The organism is Thermostichus sp. MS-CIW-34 (genome assembly GCF_054060435.1).
Window position 1 is genome coordinate 1 of sequence record NZ_JBSSDE010000055.1, and the last position, 18135, is coordinate 18135.

The 18135-nt window shown below is 57.3% G+C and carries 12 protein-coding genes, 1 tRNA gene and 1 CRISPR repeat array; of the genes, 4 read left to right on the forward strand and 9 right to left on the reverse strand.

The window, feature by feature from the left end; all coding sequences use genetic code 11:
- A partial coding sequence (locus tag ACVWYY_RS13740) for a hypothetical protein (protein WP_457404159.1) occupies window positions 1-363 on the reverse strand: 363 nt, incomplete at its 3' end.
- On the opposite strand from ACVWYY_RS13740, the gene ACVWYY_RS13745 reads away from it, so the two are divergent.
- The gene (locus ACVWYY_RS13745; RefSeq protein ID WP_011432168.1) at window positions 362-1414 is read left to right on the forward strand and encodes a CsgG/HfaB family protein; all 1053 of its coding nucleotides are present in this window, start codon (window positions 362-364) and stop codon (window positions 1412-1414) included. The two genes, ACVWYY_RS13740 and ACVWYY_RS13745, sit on opposite strands and share 2 nt — an antisense overlap.
- A gap of 19 nt (window positions 1415-1433) precedes the next feature.
- On the opposite strand, the gene pruA is transcribed toward ACVWYY_RS13745, so the two are convergent.
- Window positions 1434-4388 carry an L-glutamate gamma-semialdehyde dehydrogenase gene (gene pruA, locus ACVWYY_RS13750; RefSeq protein WP_457404160.1) on the reverse strand — a complete coding sequence of 985 codons (2955 nt, stop codon included), beginning with the start codon at window positions 4386-4388 and terminating at the stop codon, window positions 1434-1436.
- 146 nt (window positions 4389-4534) lie between these two features.
- Between pruA and ACVWYY_RS13755 the strand changes: the two genes are divergently transcribed.
- The gene (locus ACVWYY_RS13755) at window positions 4535-5194 is read left to right on the forward strand and encodes an SDR family oxidoreductase (protein ID WP_414351086.1); all 660 of its coding nucleotides are present in this window, start codon (window positions 4535-4537) and stop codon (window positions 5192-5194) included.
- Window positions 5195-5371: 177 nt separating this feature from the next.
- Here the strand turns inward: ACVWYY_RS13755 and ACVWYY_RS13760 are convergent, their stop codons facing one another.
- The 4 genes from ACVWYY_RS13760 to tgt form a co-directional block, all read right to left on the reverse strand.
- Window positions 5372-5668, reverse strand: a complete 297-nt coding sequence (locus tag ACVWYY_RS13760) for a hypothetical protein (protein ID WP_414413829.1) — start codon at window positions 5666-5668, stop codon at window positions 5372-5374.
- A 6-nt stretch (window positions 5669-5674) separates the two neighbouring features.
- Complete coding sequence (locus ACVWYY_RS13765) at window positions 5675-6940, reverse strand: hypothetical protein (protein WP_457440841.1); 1266 nt, start codon at window positions 6938-6940, stop codon at window positions 5675-5677.
- A gap of 86 nt (window positions 6941-7026) precedes the next feature.
- Entirely contained in the window at window positions 7027-7638 is a 612-nt protein-coding gene (locus ACVWYY_RS13770; protein WP_457440843.1) for a hypothetical protein, read from the reverse strand.
- A gap of 120 nt (window positions 7639-7758) precedes the next feature.
- Entirely contained in the window at window positions 7759-8856 is a 1098-nt protein-coding gene (gene tgt, locus ACVWYY_RS13775; RefSeq protein WP_457440845.1) for a tRNA guanosine(34) transglycosylase Tgt, read from the reverse strand.
- A 124-nt stretch (window positions 8857-8980) separates the two neighbouring features.
- On the opposite strand from tgt, the gene ACVWYY_RS13780 reads away from it, so the two are divergent.
- A tRNA-Leu gene (locus tag ACVWYY_RS13780) sits at window positions 8981-9063 on the forward strand.
- Between the two features lie 57 nt (window positions 9064-9120).
- Here ACVWYY_RS13780 and ACVWYY_RS13785 read toward each other — a convergent pair.
- A complete protein-coding gene (locus ACVWYY_RS13785) occupies window positions 9121-9498 on the reverse strand; it encodes a hypothetical protein (RefSeq protein WP_011432160.1) in 378 nt (125 codons plus the stop codon).
- A gap of 463 nt (window positions 9499-9961) precedes the next feature.
- Between ACVWYY_RS13785 and ACVWYY_RS13790 the strand changes: the two genes are divergently transcribed.
- Complete coding sequence (locus ACVWYY_RS13790; RefSeq protein ID WP_457440847.1) at window positions 9962-14548, forward strand: GAF domain-containing protein; 4587 nt, start codon at window positions 9962-9964, stop codon at window positions 14546-14548.
- 258 nt (window positions 14549-14806) lie between these two features.
- Here ACVWYY_RS13790 and ACVWYY_RS13795 read toward each other — a convergent pair whose 3' ends face one another.
- Window positions 14807-14950 (reverse strand): chlorophyll a/b-binding protein, encoded by a 144-nt coding sequence (locus ACVWYY_RS13795; RefSeq protein WP_041436191.1) that lies wholly within the window; start codon window positions 14948-14950, stop codon window positions 14807-14809.
- 89 nt (window positions 14951-15039) lie between these two features.
- Window positions 15040-16104 carry a polyamine ABC transporter substrate-binding protein gene (locus ACVWYY_RS13800; RefSeq protein WP_148202683.1) on the reverse strand — a complete coding sequence of 355 codons (1065 nt, stop codon included), beginning with the start codon at window positions 16102-16104 and terminating at the stop codon, window positions 15040-15042.
- A gap of 356 nt (window positions 16105-16460) precedes the next feature.
- Window positions 16461-18077: a CRISPR direct-repeat array (repeat unit 36 nt; unit sequence GTTCCCCCTTCGGGGGGATCCCTAGAAATTGGAAAC).
- The last annotated feature ends 58 nt before the right edge of the window (window positions 18078-18135 follow it).

The window sequence follows — 18135 nt, forward strand, 5'->3', positions numbered from 1 at the left end:
GTGGATCGAACTGCACGGGCGGTCGGAAGCAGGAACCCGCCGAGACGACTGCGCAAGGAGCCATCCATGCGTAGCGTGGTAGGAATCTCCGGCCTTCAGGCCGGGGAGGATGTCAATTGCAGAGAGCGAGTACCTTTGCTCAACAGGGTTGAGATTTGTCAACTCTTCTATACAAACCTTCTCAATCCCTTTTTTCAACAACCTTGTAGTCGGTAGAGTGTAGGGCATCTTCTGGGAACAGGCGACGTCAGGATCCTTAGCCCTTAGCTGCCAGGTGATACCGGTCACCGCCCTGAAGCTCTTTTGGGTGCAAGCTGAGAGTAACTGTGGCCACTTCCCAGATCTAGGAGATCGTTTAACCATGCGCAACCTCTCTTCCGTTTTGCTGTTCGGGATCCCTTTGGTAAGCCTAGGCTGGACAGGGATCCCGGTGGTGGCCCAATCCGCCAATCCAGCCCTCTGCCAGCAATTTCCCCAAGACATTCGCTGCACCCTCTCTGCCCCCAGACAGGTGGGACAAGCGCCGCAACCCACATCCCGTCCTCGGATTGCAGTCTTGGACTTTGATTTCAGCAGCCTCAGCAATCCCTACAGCTTCCGCGAGGCTTCTCGGGGGGTGAGCGACCTGTTGGTGGATCGGCTGGTGAGAGATGGCACCTTTTCCGTCATCGAGCGCTCGCGGCTGGACGCGATCTTGGCCGAGCAGAACCTGGGTCTATCCGGTCGACTGGATGCCAACACCGCTGCTCAGGTAGGCCGGATCCTAGGGGTCGATGCGGTGATCCTCGGCAGTGTGACCCAGTTTGATGTGTCTGTGCGCCGTTCTGGGGGTGGGGCACCGGTCTTAACTCCCTTCGGCAGCTTCCCGCTGGCGGTGGGCGCTGAGTCAGTGGATGCCGATGCCAACGTGCAGCTGAATGCCCGCTTGGTGAGCACCAGTACTGCCGAGATCTTGGCCGTGGTTGAGGGCAAAGGCAACGCCAGCCAGTCGGATAGCACGGTCACGGTTGCCGGCTTTGGCGGGGGATCCGCCACCAGCAACGAAGAGAAGCTGTTGGTATTGGCAAGCCAACAAGCGGTGGAGCAAATTGCCCAGCAGTTGGCCGGTTTTGCCGGGCGCTTGGCAGCTCAGCCTCGCTCTCTGCCAACGGTTGACGCCTTGGTGGCGGATGTCTACGGCAACCAGGTGATCCTGAACAAGGGCAGCCGCGATGGCTATCGGGTGGGATTGATTCTTTCTGTGGAGCGCGTCGTCCGCGAGGTGAAGGATCCGGCCACGGGGACAGTCTTGCGCAAATTGACTGAGCCAGCCGGACAGGTCCAACTGACGGAGGTGGATGACAGCTCCAGTGTGGGACGCATTCTCAGCGGGGCAGGCTTCAAGGTTGGGGATGTGGCCAAGCCTGTCCAATGAGCTTTCCCAAGCCCTATCCTCAGGATCCCTCGATGGGAGCAAAGCCCTGCCGTTGCGTGTTTTCGGTTACGGTGCGCGGCTCTAAAAATTGCAGCAGGTAGTCGGGGCCGCCGGCTTTGGATCCCACGCCGGAGAGCTTGAAGCCGCCGAAGGGATGCCGCTCCACCAACGCCCCGGTGATCTCGCGGTTGATGTAGAGGTTGCCGACGGCAAAGTCCTGGCGAGCCTGTTGAATGTGAGAAGGGGTGCGGCTGTAGAGGCCGCCGGTGAGAGCGTAGGGGGTGGCATTGGCCATCTGCAGAGCAGAAGAAAAGTCCGGCGCTGAGATCACCGCCAAAACCGGGCCAAACAGCTCCCGCTGCGCCAGCTCTGACTGGGGATCCACCTGGCTGAACACAGTGGGGCCGACGAAGTAGCCTTTTTCCGGCACGGGCAGGCTGAGGTCGAGGCGGGCATCAGCCTTAGCCGATTGAATGGCCTGTTGCAGGCGAGCTTGGGCCTCTGCATCGATGACCGGGCCAACTTGGGTGCTGGGGTGGGCTGGATCCCCCACATTTAAAGAGCGCACCGCCTCGATGAGCCGCCCCAAGAACAGGTCGTGAATGGACTGCAAAACGATCGCCCGCGAGCAGGCGGAGCATTTCTGGCCACTGTAGCCAAAGGCGGAGTTGACCACTCCTTTGACCGCCTGATCCAGGTCGGCGCTTTCGTCGATGAGGATGGCGTTTTTGCCCCCCATCTCGGCAATGACCCGTTTGATGTGGTGCTGGCCCGGCTGCAGTTGCGCGGCTTGGGCGAGGATCTGGCAACCCACCGCCTGGGATCCGGTGAAGGCAATCAGGTGCACCCGCCGGTCTTGAACCAACAGGGGGCCGATGGCTTCGCCCACCCCCGGCAGGAATTGAAAGACACCCTCCGGGATCCCAGCTTCGGCAAGGGCCTTGAGGATAAACTCCGCCAGTTTGGCGGCGATCAGCGAAGATTGCTCCGCCGGCTTGAGGAGCACGCAGTTTCCGGCCACCAAAGCCGCCGCTGTCATGCCACAGGGGATGGAGAGGGGGAAGTTCCAGGGGGCGATCACCACCGCCACACCGCGGGGCTGGTAGTGGTAATGGTTGGTTTCGCCGGGCAGGTTGCACTCCCGTCCCCGATCCAGGGCCTCCATCTGCTGGGCGTAGTAGCGGCAAAAATCGATGGCCTCAGAAATTTCCCCATCGGCCTGGGCAATGGGCTTGCCCACCTCCAGCACCATCCAGGCAGCCAGCTCCGCCCGCTGGGCTTCGATTTGCTCCGCCACCCGCCGCAGGATCCCCGCCCTCACAGCCACAGGGGTGCGCCTCCAGCTGGGGAAGCTGGCTTGGGCCGCTGCCAAGGCTTGCTCCACCTGTTCCGGCTCGGTCAACCCAATTTCCGCTACCACCTGTTGGGGATCCGCAGGGTTGAGGGAGAGCATGGCTTGTTGGGTGGGGCGATATTCTCCGGCAATCCAGGGCTGAACCCTCTGACCCAGTTGAGGCCGGATCTCGTCCAATGCCTGAAAAAAGGGATCCCGCTGCTGGGGCTGGCTGAAATCCGTATCGGGAGCGGCGGCAAACGAGAGGGAAGGAGCTGGAAAAACGGATCCCTCCTCCAAGACCGGTGGGGCCAACAGCTGCTCGGGGTTGTAGCCCTGAACGCTTTGCCGCAGAAAAGAGGTGTTGGCGGTGTTTTCCAGCAAGCGCCGGATCAGGTAGGCCATGCCCGGCAGCAGCTCCCCGTAGGGGCAGTACACCCGCACCCGCTGTCCCTTCTGCACCAGGGCCTTGGCCAGGGGATCGGCCATGCCATAGAGCACCTGCAGTTCAAAAGCAGACTGGGGCACCTCCAGGGCTTGGGCAATGGCGATGGCTTTGGCCTGAGAGCGCACATTGTGGCTGGCGATGGCAGCGTGGAGATGGGTGTGGTGCTCCAACAAAAGCTGGGTCATGCGCTCGAAGTTGGCGTCGGTAGCAGACTTGCTGTTGTAAACCGGCTGCGGCCAGTGCTTTTGCGCCGCCAGGATGGTCTCTTGATCCCAGTAGGCCCCCTTGACCAAGCGCACCGTCACCGGGGATCCCCGCTCTTTGGCCCAGGCGATCAGGTTTTGCAGATCGGTGTAGCTATCCCGCAGGTAGGCTTGCAGCGTCAGGCCAACGTCGGTGCGGCTTTTGAACTCCGGCTCCAGCAGCAGCTCCTGCAAAATGGCCAGGGTGAGGGATTTGTAGCGGTACTGCTCCATGTCGAAATGGATCCCGACTCCCAGAGCTTCTGCCCGGCGCAACAGGATGCGAATCCGTTCCCCCACTCTGGTTTTGGCCCCCAGGGGATCGATGGGATCGAACTGGGAATAGAAGGCTGTCAGCTTTACCGACACTTGCGGCACCGGCTGCGGTTGTGGCCAGGTTTTGACCATCTTTGCCAAATGCTCCATCACCTGCAGATAGCGATCCAGGTAGGATTGGGCTTCCGCTTCGGTGATGACGGCTTCCCCCAGCAAATCCAGGGTGAAAGCCATACCCTGCCGGTGCAAAGCTTCCAGAGTTTTGCTGACTTGCTGTAGAGTTTCTCCGGCAATGTAGCGACGGGCCAAGACTTCCACAGCAGCGGTGAGAGTGCTGGCAGCCAATTGTCCTGGCAGGGAGTCGGGGTCTGCAAAGTTGAGCAGGCTTTTCAGCATTCCCGGCAATTCCACCGCCGGATCTGAAAGATACTCCTGCAAATGGCGGGCCACCTCAGCCTTACTTTTCAAGCTGGGCAAGACATCGATCAAGCGGAACAACTGGGTGCGCAAGTGGGGGTTTTCCATCGCCCAGGCCAGCAGCTTGTCCTCCCAGCGCAGTTGATCCCGCCACTGGGCCAGCAGGGATCGCTTCTCTCCCGAAAGAGAGGCGAACAGAGATTGGGCAAGAGCTTGGGTTTGGGCCTCGTAGGCAGTAGGAGCAGCTTGGGCAACCATCTGATGCACCGGGGGGCGGGATCCCTACCATCCTGTCATGGAAAGGATGGAACCTGAGGCCGATTTTGGGAAGATAATGGCAGATGGGGCCACTGCAAATCCTCAAACAGCTACACCGGGTATAAACAGCTTTGCAGGAGAAACTTATGCAGGCTTTTGTTGCAGGGGCTACAGGAGAAACCGGACGCCGCATTGTCAAAGAGTTGGTGGGCCGCGACATCCCGGTACGGGCGCTGGTGCGCAGCCATGAGCTGGCCGCTCGGGTTTTGCCCCCCGAAGCGGAAGTGGTGGTGGGGGATGTGCTGGATCCGGCCACGCTGGAGACGGGCATGGAAGGATGCACGGTGGTGCTCTGTGCCACCGGGGCCAGGCCCAGTTGGGATCCCTTTCAGCCCTACCGAGTCGACTATGAAGGCACCAAGAACCTGGTCGATGTGGCCAAAGCCAAAGGGATCCAACACTTTGTTTTAATCTCTTCCCTGTGTGTTTCCCAGCTGTTCCATCCCCTCAACTTGTTTTGGCTGATCCTGGTGTGGAAAAAACGCGCAGAAGAATACCTGCAAAAAAGCGGCCTCACCTACACCATCGTTCGACCGGGGGGCCTAAAAAACCAAGACAACGACGATGGCATTGTCCTATCCAAGGCGGATACCCTCTTTGACGGCAGCATCCCCCGCACGAAAGTAGCCCAAGTAGCCGTCGAAAGTTTATTCCAGCCCGCTGCCCAAAATCGCATCCTTGAGATCATCGCCAAGCCGGGTGTGCCCAACCAAGAATGGAGCGCTCTCTTTGCTATGGCAAGGTAGGTACCGAGCTGCATGCATGCTGCATACATTATGACTATGAGCGAGTATGAACGCGGCTCCCAGTTCCTCAGCAGGCTCGAACTTGGTGGGCGCATGGCACTCCTGGAAAGTCGATCCTGCATTGGTCGATAGTCTGCCGCAAAATGTCGGTGCCAAGCTAAACTTCTCGTTTTGCCCTTAACTTCCCTCTGTCTGGGAACCAGAAGACTTGGCCAACTGCTGCAAACGATTTAAGATCTGCGCCTCAGCGTTGGCATCGTGGAGTCGCAACGTCAGGCGGGGCACCCGCAGTGAAGCCGTAATCCGGCCTGAGGGCAGATCCAGCCACACCAGTTGCCCTTGAAAACAGCGACAGGCAGCCCCCCATTCCTGGGCCAGAGCCTCTACCTCTGACCAGACAAGGCAACGTGGCAGCAGCAGGTCGGTGGCCCACCCAGCCCCACACTCCCGCCGCCTGAGGACACGCACCTGCATGGATCCCTACATCCGCAAGGACTCCGTCCCGCTGACGCGAGCGGCGTAAAACTCGCACCAGGGATCCCCTTGCTCTCTGGCTTTGGTCTCCTTGCCGTGGAAGAGCCCACCCCGCTGGAAGAGGCGGTTGTAGAAGACTTGATCCAAAACCGGCTTCTGCTGGATGTTGCCGTTGTAGACCAGATTCATTATCGCCGGCACCGCCCCTTGGGCAAAGTAGCAGGCGGGATCCTCTGCCCGTGGGTAGGAAGCCAAAAAGTAGTTGGCTTCGTAGTTGCCGTCAATGGCCACCCGGCAAGACTCGCCGCTCACCACCTCCAAAGCCTGCCAGCGACCCCACCCCAGACTGCTGGCCACCGCATAGCCGCCGTGGATCCAGTCCGTGTCCTTCTCCAGCATCGGCCCCACCAGGGTTTCCCACTCCACCGATTCCATGATGTTGCCGAAGGTGTAGAACACACAGACATGCCCCGACTCGCGGATAAGAGCTTCCCCCACCCCCATCAGCTCAGCCTGCACTGCCTTCAGCTCCTGTAAAAAGCGATATTGAATGCGGTTGCAGTAGTTGGCAGGCATGCGCGTTAGCAACACGTTAAACGCGCGAATTTGCCCCCGCTCATCTCCGGCCAAAGGCAAGCCCCACAGAGCTTCGTTGACCGCATCGTAGTCCACTGCTGTTGTGGGCCGGGGGAACTGGAGCGGCTGCTCGATCAACTTGCCCATCCCTGGACTAGGAGTCAACAACTGGGGCCGCGGCAGCCGAGTGGCCTGGATCACGCAGTGATCCTTGCGCGTAACGGCCATACACTCCGTTTCTTCTGCCCCGTAGCTTCCCAGCTCGCCAAACGTGGCATCCAGAGCTGCCGCCACATAGCCCACCGCCAAGTGGTCAATGGGACGTGTGCGGTTGACCTGATCCCCGTACTTGCTCAGCCAACCTTCTGCATAGTGAGAATGGGTAAGCTGCACTTCCCCGCCTGAAGGTGTCACCTCAAACGCCAGCCGCCCAAATCCTAAAAAACTGAAGATCTGAGCTGCCACTGCCAGGCGCTCTTGGGTCTCCTGAATGCCAAGAGCCTTGAAAGCTCCGTACAGAAGACTGTAAAAGATCTCCTGGGCTGCCGTGCGCAGGATCCCTACTCCATCGATCCAGTCGGGATCTTCAATAGTCTGCTGCAGGAATAGGTTGTAGTGATGGCAGTGGAAGACAACCGGCTCTCCAAACAGGGAGATCAGCTTACGGTCGCGGTCGAGATGTAGATGCTCAAGCATAGGCAAGTGAACTCAGATAAACAATAGGGGATCCCACAAGCGCGGCAACTGCCCTCAGGCAAAGCTCGCCAGCCATTCTCGACTACTCAAACCGGCATGGCAATAGGCAGCCGCTCTCGGCCCAAAAGATCTGCTACTGCTTTGTAAAGAATGCGCAGCTCCTGTCGGGTCAGGGTGCCCTTTTCGAGACGGTTGCGGTCTAGGCCCGTTTTCAAAGACAGGCGCAGGGCCACAAAGTTGGGATCCGGAGCGTAGCGCTTGGCATAGTCCATCAAAGCCTGAGCCACAGACATAGTGCTGTCCTGCACAGGGGGCAGTAGCGGCTTTCCGTCAATCAGAATGGCTTTGATGCGCTCTGAAATGGCTCTGAGGTCGGTGATGGAACGGGTCAGGAGTAACACAAAGTAGGGGCTTTTGGGAAACGCTTTGATGACAACCCGCAACGCCGAAGTGCCGGCCAAAAGGTAGTCCGCCTCTTGGTCAGAGCTGACAAGCTGGCATAGACGACTGTTGGCCTGGACTAGGTCGCTGGCATAGGTGCCCAAAAGTTCTAGCGCCTGCTCCTCTTGGCTATCACTGACGTAGGTTACTTTGGCTACTGTGGTACCATCAGTGGCCCGCCCTATCAAAACAGCAATCAAGCCCGGAAGGCCGGCGATGTGCTGTTCAATCACGCTGCTGAGGGTTCGGATAGCCATGATCTGACTCCTTCCTGCGGCTACATGGGATAGCTTAAATGCACGTACATGCACGTACTATCCCATGTACTTATTCTACCAAAATGGATCAGATGCTTCCAGACAAATCTCCCGGCCGGCTTAGCTCCAGGGATCCCAGTGCTCATGAAATTGGCCTTCCAAGATGGCCTGACGCATCTTCTGGGTGTAGCGCATCAGCTCTGTGATGTTGTGGATGGAGAGCAGAGTGTAGCCCAGGATCTCTTGCGCGCGGATGAGGTGGCACAAGTAGGCGCGGCTAAAGTGGCGGCAGGTGTAGCAGGGACAGTCGGGATCGATGGGATCCAGGCTGCGGCGGTGCTCGGCATTTTTGATGTTCCAGCGTTTGCCCCGGCTGATCACCGTGCCATGGCGGGCATAACGGGTGGGGATCACGCAGTCGAACAAATCTATCCCGGCGGCCACGGCGGCCCGCATCTCTGCATAGGTGCCCACCCCCATGAGATAACGGGGGCGATCTGCCGGCAGTAGAGGGGCTGTTTGCCGCACAACGGCGTGCATAAACTCGACCGGCTCCCCCACACTCACCCCGCCAATGGCATAGCCCGGCAGATCCAACCGACAGACCTCTTCCACCGCCCGCCGGCGCAGCTCAGGGTAAACTCCCCCCTGCACAATGCCAAACAAAGCCTGATCTGAGCGACGATGGGCTTTCACGCACCGTTTCAGCCACTGGGTGGTTCGCCGCACCGCTGCTTCCACTTCCTCAGGGCTGGCAGGGTAGGGCGGGCACTCGTCGAAGGCCATGATGATGTCGGCCCCCAGGGCGTTTTGAATCTGGATGGATAGCTCTGGGGTGAAGTGAATGATGCGGCCATCGCGAGGAGAGCGGAACGTCACTCCCTCCTCGTTGATTTGGCGAATGGCGCTGAGGCTAAAGACCTGAAAGCCCCCTGAGTCGGTAAGGATGGGGCCCGACCAGCCCATAAAGCGGTGTAGCCCCCCTGCTGCTTGAATGATGTCCTCGCCGGGCTGTAGGTGCAGGTGATAGGTGTTGCTGAGAATAATATGGGCACCTGTCTCCTTGAGCTGGGCCGGGGTGAGGGTTTTCACGTTGGCCAAAGTTCCCACCGGCATAAAGCAAGGGGTTGGGATCCCGCCGTGGGGGGTGACGAAGTATCCCGCCCGCGCTTGGGTATGGGGGCAGGTGCCCTCGCAGGTGAAGGTAAAGTCGGCCAAGGTCAGCGTTATCGGCTTTAATCTTGTGCGCAGCAGAGCTTAGCACAGATAGAGCCGCCGGCAAGGGATCCCTTTTGCCAGCCTTGACAGGGATCCCCTGCTTTGGGCACACTTGTAGATCGCCGCGGAACTGGCGGAATGGTAGACGCGCTAGATTCAGGTTCTAGTGGCAGCAATGCCATCGGGGTTCAAGTCCCCGGTTCCGCACTCCCCCAAAATGGGTTTCAGGGGATACTGCCAGGTTGTCTGGCTTCACCTCCACTTCTAGAGGGCCAGCTCCTTTTCGATTTGGCCAAGCTTGATGCGGGCAAGGGCCAAGTTGCCTTTCTCTCGATCCAGAACCAGATAGAAAAACAAACCAGAGATGTGCTGGACTAGATGCATTAGGTGGTACTGAGTCTCCAGCAGGATAAGAACCTCCTCGATTTTGTCAGTAAGCTTAAGAGACTCAGCAACTCGCATTTTGGCGCGAATTACTTCTGTGTTTCCGGCGATTGCCAGCTCCAAGTTAGCTTCAGGAAAAGCGGGGCTGTTGGTGCCCTTATATCCCAAGCACATCCCAGTTTTCCAATCCCCCAGCGCTACCCCCAGTGCTCCATCGATGCTCAGAGCTTTTACCAAACTGTCTTGGAGTTTTTGCATGGCTGAGAGTGTTCCCCCTTTACAAAGCTCGTCGCTCTATAGTAAGTCTTCCGTTGAGAAATTTCAACTCGAAGCTTGCTTAAAAATGTTAGGATTTGATTATTTATAGGGTAAGTGAAACCAAATGCATTAGAGGAAGCTTATTGAGCTTTCTCATCTTTGACATCAGTATAAATACTGAAACTGGGATCCGGTAAGTCTTTTTCCCTTCTGCCCGCGGCGGCTCTGGACGGGCCACGGCTCAGACCCTTATTTTGGCTCGTTTGCAGGAGCTAGAGTAGCTGACGCAGGCGTGGTGAAAATGTAGCGAACTGAACCAACGGGAAGCTGGTTTGGGGATCGGATCCCTGTAGCTTCCGGTAGAGAGGCTTGGAAGTTATGCTGGGGTTACCTCTTTTACCTTGAGACTATCGACCTCCGAGATCGGTGGATCGGAACCCTTCCTCTCCGCTTAGTTTGACCTATGCCTAAGGCCCCCCTCCCTCCCAACGAAGAGCAGCGGCTGGCTGCCCTGCGGCAGTATCAGATTCTCGATACGGCACCTGAAACTGCCTTTGACGAGATCGTCCGCCTTGCCGCCCACATCTGCGGCACGCCCATTGCTCTGGTCAGCCTTATCGACGAACACCGCCAGTGGTTTAAAGCCAAATTCGGCGTCGATGTGCAGGAGACCCCACGGGATGTGGCCTTCTGCGCCCACGCCATCTTGTCGCCTAAAGAGCCGCTGGTGGTGCCCGATGCCACTCAGGATCCCCGCTTTGCCGATAACCCGTTTGTCGCTCAAGAGCCCCACATTCGCTTTTACGCTGGCATTCCCTTGGTAACTCCAGAAGGGCAGGCCCTGGGCACGCTTTGCGTTGTCGATTATCAGCCTCGGCAGCTCAGCCCGGAGCAACTGGATCAGCTCAAGGCCCTGGCCCATCAGGTGGTGGCCCAATTGGAGCTGCGCCGTACTTTGAGGGAACTGGCCAAGACCCCCCTGCTGCCGGCCCAAAGGTCAAAGGAGGACAAGTCTGCCCGTAAGAGCGGACTTCTTTTCAAGGTTGGCGCTGGTTTTGGCCTGGCTGCCCTGATCTTGGCAGGGATCGCCTACTCCGCCCACCGCGCTGCTTCCCGTCTGCCCCAGATCAACAGGGAGGTAACCCAGCTTCTAGAAGAGCACGAGGTTCTAGAGAAGCTGCTAAGAGAAGTGCAGGCCGCAGAAGTCCACAAGCGCAGCTATCTCCTTACAGGCAATGCGAGCTTCTTACGGAGCTATCAGACAAGCACCGATTCGCTGTTTGCTCTTCTGGATCGGCTACAGGAATTTGCGGCCTTGGATCCCGTGCAGCAAGAGCACCTGAGCCGGCTAGAGCTGCTGCTGGCGCCGTGGCTGAAACTCAACCATGATTTGATTGAGCTGAGGAAGCAAGGGGAGCTATCTGCGGTTCAAGAAGCGCTGCAAAGTCAGGAAGAGGAAAAATTGAGGCAGCGGATTGTCGACGTGGTAGCGTCGCTAGAAGAGGAAGATCACCGCCGGCTGCAGCAAAGTAGCGATCAGTTTCAGCTAGGCTGGAGCCGCACCAATGCCATCCTGCTAGTGGGTCTAACGTTTACCTACTGCATCTTGGCTGCTGTTTACTCCCTCATTCGCCGGGAGACTGCCGAGCGGGAAGAGGCAGAACGATCCCTCAAGCAAGAGCGAGATTTTACTAACGCGGTTATCGATACGGCAGGGGCGCTGGTGGTGGTTCTGGATCCTGAGGGACACATTTTGCGCTTCAACCGCGCTGCCGAGCAGCTTTCTGGCTACTCGCTGGCAGAGGTCAAGGGCCGGCTGCTATGGGACTTAGGTTTGATCCCACCGGAGGACGTGCCCAGTGTAAAGCAAGCTTTTGAACAGCTCAAGGGCAACTATTCCCTCTTTTTGAATCGCCATGAGAATTTTTGGCGCACCAAGCAGGGGGCACTGCGGCTTATTTCTTGGTCTAACACCGCCCTAATCAACGCTGCCGGCGAGGCAGAGTTTCTCATGAGCACTGGCATCGACATCACCGACCGTAGGCTGGCGGAGCTAGCCCTAAAAGAAAGTGAAGAGCGCTACCGGGATCTCTTTGAAAATGCCACTGACCTCATCCAAAGCGTGGATGCCGAAGGGCACTTTTTATATGTCAACCGCGCTTGGAAAGAGACCTTGGGCTATGACGAAGCTCAAGTTTATCAAATGACCCTCTTCGACATTCTCCATCCCGACTGCCGGGAGCACTGCCAGGCTCTTTTCCAGAAGCTTCTATCGGGGGAGAAACTGGAGAGGGTAGAGACAGCTTTCCTCACGGCCACTGGTGAAACTGTTTGGTTGGAGGGCAATGTCAACTGCCGCTTTGAAGATGGAGTGATGGTGGCTACGCGAGGCATCTTCCGCAACACTACTGAGCAGAAGAAAGCGGCAGAGGAATTGGAGCGGCAAAACCGCCGGGCTCAGTTGCTAGCCAATCTCAGCTTGAAGATCCGCGAATCTTTGGATATCGCCGAGATCCTAGAGACGGCGGTAACAGAAATCCAAGCCCTGCTCAAAGCCGACCGAGTCTTGGTCTACCGCTTCCAGCCGGATGGCTCCGGGATCATCTCCAACGAGAAAACTCAGCCGGGGATCCCCTCCTTGATGGGCGAGGTGATCGAGGATCCCTGTTTTCAGGAAAAGTACGCCCAGCTCTACAGCCAGGGCCGCGTTCGCGTTGTTAGCGATGTGGAAAGTGAAGGACTGGAGCCTTGTTACCTAGAGCTGCTGCAAAAAATGCAGGTCAGGGCCAACTTGGTGGTGCCGCTGTTTTTGGAGCAGCAGTTGTGGGGGTTGTTGCTGGCCCACCAGTGCTCCGGGCCGCGTCAGTGGCAGCCGTTTGAGATGGAGCTGCTGTCGCAGTTGGCCAACCAAATTGGCATTGCCCTCACCCAGGCAGCCCTTTTGGAACGGGAGAGAAAGCGCAGCCTGGAGCTGGAGCAGGCCCGCAAAGCAGCTGAGCAGGCTGCCCAGGCCAAAAGCAGCTTCTTGGCCACCATGAGCCACGAGATCCGCACCCCCATGAACGCGGTACTGGGGATGACGGGCCTGCTGCTGGAGACCCCCCTCAATGCAGAACAGCGGGACTTTGTAGAGACCATTCGCGTCAGCGGCGATGCGCTGCTCACCCTCATCAACGACATCCTGGACTTCTCCAAATTGGAGGCCGGGGAAATGGAGCTGGAGATCCTGGATTTCGATCTCCGCTCGTGTCTGGAAGAGGTGGCGGATCTGTTTGCCCCCACTGCCCACGCCAAGGGATTGGAGCTGGCGGTGCTCATGCCACCGGAAGTGCCGCGCTACCTGCGGGGAGATGCCTCGCGACTACGGCAAATCCTCAACAATTTGGTAAGCAACGCCATTAAGTTCACCCACCGAGGAGAGGTGGTGATCCAAGCGGAGGTGCTGCAAGAAACCGCTACCCATGTCCACCTCAAGCTCTCGGTGAGAGATACCGGGATCGGGATCCCGGCGGCGGCGCAGAGCAAGCTGTTTCAACCGTTTAGCCAGGTGGATGCCTCTACCACCCGCAAATACGGGGGTACGGGACTGGGCTTGGCCATCTGCAAACAACTGACAGAACTGATGGAGGGAACCATCTCGTTGCAAAGCCAGGAGGGACAGGGCAGCACCTTCAGCGTCGAGCTGACCCTGGAGCGGCAGCCCTACGTCCAGCAGCTTGCCCAGCCTTCTGCTCGTGTCCCGGTGGATTTGCAGGGCAAGCGACTGTTGGCGGTGGACGACAATGCCACCAATCGCAAGATCCTGCGCTGCCAGGCCACGGCTTGGGGAATGGTGGTGGAAGAGGCCGAAAATGCCTATCAGGCCATGGACAAGCTACGCCAAGCCGTTCGGGAAGGCAGACCCTTCCCCCTGGCCGTTTTGGATATGCAAATGCCAGAGGTGGATGGGGAGACCTTGGGCCGCTGGATCAAGGCAGATCCGCAACTGGCCGAGACGCAACTGGTGATGATGACCTCCCTGGGACTGGGGGAGCACTCCCGCCGCGCTGCCGAAATCGGCTTTGCTGCCTACTTGGTTAAGCCGGTAAAACAAAGCCGTCTGCAGGAGGCGTTGGCCATGGCCCTGGGGAAATCTTCTGGCCTCTCCACCTCTCTTTTGGGCATTGGCCCCCCTCTCTCTCAGACGACGCCTATGGCCGACCGACCCCAGCAGTCCCTGCGCATTTTGCTGGCAGAGGATAACCCCGTCAACCAAAAGGTGGCTTTGCGCCAGCTCGAGAGTTTGGGCTACAAGGCCGATGTGGTGGCCAATGGTCAGGAGGTGTTGGATCTCCTGCAGAAGGTCAGCTACGACCTCATTCTTATGGATTGTCAGATGCCGGTGATGGACGGCTACGAGGCCACCCGCCGCCTACGCCAACAGGAACGGAGATCCGGCCACCGCACAGTGGTGATTGCCATCACGGCCAACGCCATGCAGGAGGATAGGGAGCGCTGCCTGCAGGCAGGTATGGACGACTATCTCAGCAAGCCGGTGCTGAAGGAAGATTTGCAAAGGTTGCTCAACCACTGGAGCCAGGTGATTGCCCAGTCTGCAGCAGGATCCTCCAATGGATCCGCTTCTAAAGCAGCTTCTCCAAGCTCCCCCGGTAGGGACAGGGATCCCTCTTCTCCCACCTTGCCCTATCCCATCGACTCTGCCTACCTGGATCAGGTTTCCGGCGGGGATCGCGGGTTTCAGCGGGAGCTGCTGCAGGTGTTCATCCAAGATTGTGAAGACCAGCTGCCGCAATTGCGCCAAGCTATTGCCGGTTGCAATGCAGAAGGAATGCGGCGGATCGCCCATCGCCTCAAAGGAGCCAGCTCCAACGTGGGAGCTAATGCTTTTTGCCAAGTGGTCCGCGAGCTGGAACACTTAGGAGTGGCGCTGGCCCAGCAGGGATCCCAAGGTGGTCATGACCTAGAATGGGCACGGGCTCTGCAGGCCCCAGAAGACCTAGAACGCATCTTGGCTGATATCCGCCAGTACTTGCAGGATTTGGAAGAGTAGATTCCTAGGGATCCCAAGCCTTCTGCGCTGCTAGCTTTCACTCCCCGCCCCTCTCCCAGTGGAAGAGGAGAGTCAGCGGCAGAAGCAAGGCAGTGGAAGCTGGACTTAACAGCCTGCATTTCGCTTCCACTTCCATTTGGATTCATTCAGACCTAAATCCAGAATCGAGGGCAATGCGAAAGCCTGGCTGCTTTGCAGAGGGTGGAAACTACAGCCAGGCAAGCAAGGATCTACAGCAGTGTCCTAGGCCCACCGGGATTACATCAGGCCGATTTGAGAGAGGATCCCTTGGCCGGTCAGCAACTCGGTCGCAACGCCGATCACAAAGCCCAACATTGCCAAACGGCCATTCCATTTTTCGGCGAAGGTGGTAAAGCCAAACTTAGCTTCTTGGTTTTCCATGGTTCTAGCTCCATCAACAGGTGACATCTTTAATGTGGCTCAGATATTAAAAAGTGTCAAGTTTTATGTCGAGAGCTAACAAGGGATCCCTAGCTGCTTTTCACGGTTGTCCAGAGGGCGTCGATGAGGCGCAGCTCTTCCCCTGACAGCACTTTAAGGTAGGTGAGTTTGGCAAGGGCCTCTTCGTCAGGGTAGATGGCCGGGTTTTGCCGATCTTCTGGGTTGATCATGGGCAGAGCTGCAGCGTTGGGGGTGGCGAAGCGGTTGTGGTTGCTCAGTTGAGCGCCGACTTCAGCATCCAGGATGAAATTGATGAAGCGATTGGCCAGCTCGGGGTTGGGGGCCTGGGCGGGAATGGCCATTACATCCAGCCAAATGTGGGCACCCTCGCGGGGGACAAAATAGCCGATGTTGGGGTTTTCTTCGGCAGCTTGCAGGGCATCGCCGCTGTAGACGATGGCTACATTGGCCGTTCCAGAAACCAGTTGGTTTTTGCCCCCCACGCCCCCAATTAGGCCGGCACTGCGGCGCTTGGTGTCGATCAAAAGCTGCTGGATCTGCTGCAGTTCGGAGCGAACGGTGGTGTTCATATCGAAGCCCAGGTAAACGGCAGCAGCGCCGATCATGGAGCGCATCTCGTCGATCATCACAAAGGGGCCATACTGCTGCTGCGGGTCGAAAATCAATCCCCAAGAGCGTTCAAAGTTTTCGGGCAGGCGGTCTTTGCGGTAGCCAATGCCGGTGGTGCCCCACTGATAGGCGGCGGTGTAGGTGTTTTCTGGATCAAAGGGCAGGCCGACAAATTTTTCGCCCAGGTTGCTTAGGTTGGGGATCAATTCTTTGTTGAGAGGCTGCAGCAGTCCCAGCTCCAACATGTTGGGCACAATGTAGTCGGTGGGAACAACAATGTCGTACTGGCTGGTGCCTCCCCCCCGCAGTTTGGCCACCATGTCTTCGTTGGATTCGTACACGCTGACCAGCACGCGGCTATTGGTGGCTTTTTCAAAGGCGGTGAGGATGTCGGGATCGATGTATTCTGACCAGATGTAGAGGTTGAGAGTCTGCCTCTGGGCAGAGGTAACATGGGGCCAAAACAAAACCAGGACAAGCACACAGCAGAGTAGGGTTGTAGCCGAGGCAATCCACTTTTTCATGAGATTTCTCCGACTGTGAAAAGTTGAAAACATCGTATCTGCTTTCATCCCCCAGCCGGCTACACCCGCAGCTAGGGGGCACGCCTTGGGCAATCGCCAAGCCCCGCAAACTCCGGTTGAGGCTCGGGTACTCACCCTTGTTTCCAAGACAACACCCAAACGGTATCAACGCCTCCGCGAGCGATCCGCCAAAAGCCGCAAAGGCCGATTCTTTCGTCGGATCCCTCGATGCCTTGCGCCACAAGGCTTTCCAGCCCCAAAACCCCCTCGCCGCAGCTCTTTTTGCCGACTTTTTTCCGGATCCCTCGCAAATGGGTCTTGCATTCCTTGCCCTGCTTGGGTTTAATAGGGGTGGGGTTCCCCCTTCGGGGGGATCCCTAGAAATTGGAAACTTGTTGATGGTAGTAGTATGTGTTTTACCATCACTCCAGTTCCCCCTTCGGGGGGATCCCTAGAAATTGGAAACTTCCATTTGCTGGTACCAAGTATTTAGTACCGTTGATTGTTCCCCCTTCGGGGGGATCCCTAGAAATTGGAAACAAGAGAAACTAATTTAGACAAGCTAAAAGATATTTTAGAGTTCCCCCTTCGGGGGGATCCCTAGAAATTGGAAACTTGGTTAGACTCGAACACCTACCCCAACCCACATGGGGAATTGTTCCCCCTTCGGGGGGATCCCTAGAAATTGGAAACATCACCGGAATATAGAAGCTTACTTCAGTAAAATGCTTATCCAGTTCCCCCTTCGGGGGGATCCCTAGAAATTGGAAACATCCGTCATCGGTGCGGTACACTACCGCATAGTATCTTGTTCCCCCTTCGGGGGGATCCCTAGAAATTGGAAACCCGATTAGGCACACTTTTCTTCAAAAGGGGTGTACAGTTCCCCCTTCGGGGGGATCCCTAGAAATTGGAAACCGGACGAGGTGTTAGACATGGCGAAAGCCATGTTCGAGTTCCCCCTTCGGGGGGATCCCTAGAAATTGGAAACATTGATCACTGGTTCCATAACTACCTCCCTTTACGGAGTAGAAGTTCCCCCTTCGGGGGGATCCCTAGAAATTGGAAACAATCATTAAAGGTCAAGCACGTATCTTGAAGCTTGACGAAGTAGTTCCCCCTTCGGGGGGATCCCTAGAAATTGGAAACATCCATTCTTGAGCGCGTTGGCGCTTCTGGATCTGCTGTGTTCCCCCTTCGGGGGGATCCCTAGAAATTGGAAACTTAAGCCGTATAAAGGGCAGTGGGTTATAGCCGAGTACGGAGTTCCCCCTTCGGGGGGATCCCTAGAAATTGGAAACAGGCGGAGTGGCGCTAACTCCATCTCGGAGTTCCATGTTCCCCCTTCGGGGGGATCCCTAGAAATTGGAAACACCTCGAATAACTGCTAACCTCCCCCCACACCAGCACCCGTTCCCCCTTCGGGGGGATCCCTAGAAATTGGAAACGCATCATCGCAAGCGCAGCCTCGGCTTGGGCTTTTGCCTGTTCCCCCTTCGGGGGGATCCCTAGAAATTGGAAACTCATGAAGTACTGCTCAGAGTAGTCTTCATGCTTAACCGTTCCCCCTTCGGGGGGATCCCTAGAAATTGGAAACACCATACGGTCAGCTCACGTAGCACCGACCCCCGAATGTTCCCCCTTCGGGGGGATCCCTAGAAATTGGAAACCAGGTTTGCCAATACCAAAGCCGACCTTTAACTGGGTGTTCCCCCTTCGGGGGGATCCCTAGAAATTGGAAACACTAACTAGGGTAATCTCCATATGTAACTCCTCCCTTATCGGGATAGTTCCCCCTTCGGGGGGATCCCTAGAAATTGGAAACGTCCACACCGGGGAGTTGTGGATTTCTCCACATGTCGAGTTCCCCCTTCGGGGGGATCCCTAGAAATTGGAAACTCTTCCAGCAGCTACACGAGTGTAGATCAATGTTTCTTGTTCCCCCTTCGGGGGGATCCCTAGAAATTGGAAACACTAACTAGGGTAATCTCCATATGTAACTCCTCCCTTATCGGGATAGTTCCCCCTTCG